Genomic DNA, 1705 nt, shown 5'->3' on the forward strand with positions numbered 1-1705 from the left:
CCGATCGTGGCTGCACCCCGTAAGTACCCCGAGGAGCTGCGTGAGCGCGCGACCCGGCTCGCCGTCGAGGCCCGCAAGGACCCCGCGGCGCGGACCGGAGCGATCAAGCGCATCGCCGACCAGCTCGATGTCCATCCCGAGGCGCTGCGGACCTGGGTCAAGCAGGCTGAGACCGCCGAAGGCAGCAGGCCGGGTACAAGCAGCCAGGACGCGGTCCGCATTGCGGAGCTGGAACGCGAGGTGAAGGAGCTGCGCCGGGCGAACGCGATCTTGAAGTCCGCTTCGGCTTTCTTCGCGGCGGAGCTGGACCGTCCACTGCGCTGAAGGTCGCCTACATCGATCAGCACAAGGAGGAGTTCGGCGTCCAGCCGATCTGCGAGGTCCTCAAGGGCACTGACGCCGAGATCGCGCCGAGCACCTACTACGTCGCCCATGCCCGCCCCGAGTCCGCCCGCGCGGCCCGTGACCGGCAGCTCACCGAGGAGATCACCGTGATCCACCGCGAGAACTACGGCGTCTACGGAGCCCGCAAGGTGCACGCCGCGCTGCTGCGGCGTGGGTGGAAGGTGGCGCGCTGCACGGTTGAGCGCCTCATGCGAGCTGCCGGCCTGCGTGGCGTGGTCAGGGCCAAGAGTCCGCGTACCACTCGGCCCGCACCTGAGACCGCCCGCCCCGCCGACCTGGTGGAGCGCCAGTTCACCGCGCACGCGCCCAACGTGCTGTGGGTGGCCGACATCACCTATATCCGTACGTTCTCCGGCTGGGTGTACGCCGCGTTCGTCATCGACGTCTTCTCGCGGATGGTCCTCGGATGGCAGGTCGCCACCTCCCTGTACACCGACCTCGCACTGGACGCCCTGGAGATGGCTATATGGAAACGCCGCCATGCAGGCGGCGACCTGTCGGGCCTGGTGCATCACTCCGATCGCGGCGTGCAATACCGCGCCATCCGCTACACCGAGCGCCTAGAGCAGGCTCAGGCCGTCGCCTCGGTTGGCTCCAAGGGCGACTCATACGACAACGCTCTCGCGGAGGCATTCAACAGTTTGTTCAAGGCCGAACTCATCCGCAACAAGGGCCCTTGGACCGGCATCAACGACCTCGAAGTCGCCGTTGCCGAGTACATCGACTGGTTCAACCAGCGACGGCTCCACGGCGAGCTGGGACACGTTCCGCCCGCCGAGTACGAGGCTCTCCACGCAACAACCCGCACCCCCGAACCCGCCCTGAAAACCAGCTAACCCACTGTCCACGAAACCCGGGGCTTGACATGGCCTCTGAACTGCAGTTTTCTGGATCAGTCGGTGATCTTCATGCCGACCGGTCGTACTCGTGGATCAGTCCGCCAAGGACCTTGCGACGTCGTATCCGGGCCGTCGCCAGGTCGGTGACCGGGGCTGCGATGCCGCCGCCGTCCGGTCGCCGCAGGTTCCTCCCCCGGTGCGGGCGATGGTGGTTATAGTGCGCGACGTACTCCTCCAGGACCGCCCGCAGGTGCGCTGCCGCCGCAACACGGCGACTTCCTGGCGCAGCACCAGCAACTCGGCATCCTTGGAAGCCGCCGAGCGCGCCAGCAGCGCCATCCAGCCGGCCAAGCGCAAGAAGATCAGGTAGAGCATCCGTACTGTCACAACCCCGCGATACTGCCAGCCCCTCAACCACCACCGCAGGAAAACCCGCAGGTCAACCGCCTACGCCCTTTTTG

2 protein-coding genes and 1 other annotated feature are annotated in these 1705 nt (G+C 66.9%); of the genes, one reads left to right on the top strand and one right to left on the bottom strand.

Going from position 1 to position 1705, the window contains the following annotated elements:
• The first annotated feature begins 6 nt into the window (after nt 1-6).
• Nucleotides 7-1241, top strand: a protein-coding gene (locus tag VGH54_RS15615; RefSeq protein WP_331512962.1) for an IS3 family transposase whose coding sequence is annotated in 2 segments (ribosomal slippage) — nt 7-286 and nt 286-1241 — 1236 coding nt in all. Because the reading frame shifts where the segments join, the coding sequence is not laid out codon by codon here.
• Nucleotides 285-413 (top strand) — a sequence feature (AL1L pseudoknot). Its footprint overlaps the gene before it by 129 nt.
• Before the next feature lie 96 nt (nt 1242-1337).
• Here VGH54_RS15615 and VGH54_RS15620 read toward each other — a convergent pair.
• On the bottom strand, nt 1338-1631 hold the full coding sequence (locus VGH54_RS15620; protein ID WP_331512961.1) for a hypothetical protein: 294 nt from the start codon (nt 1629-1631) through the stop codon (nt 1338-1340).
• Nucleotides 1632-1705 lie beyond the last annotated feature (74 nt).

Origin of the sequence: Mycobacterium sp. (assembly GCF_036488105.1) — a bacterium.
Classification (GTDB): Bacteria; Actinomycetota; Actinomycetes; order Mycobacteriales; family Mycobacteriaceae; genus Mycobacterium.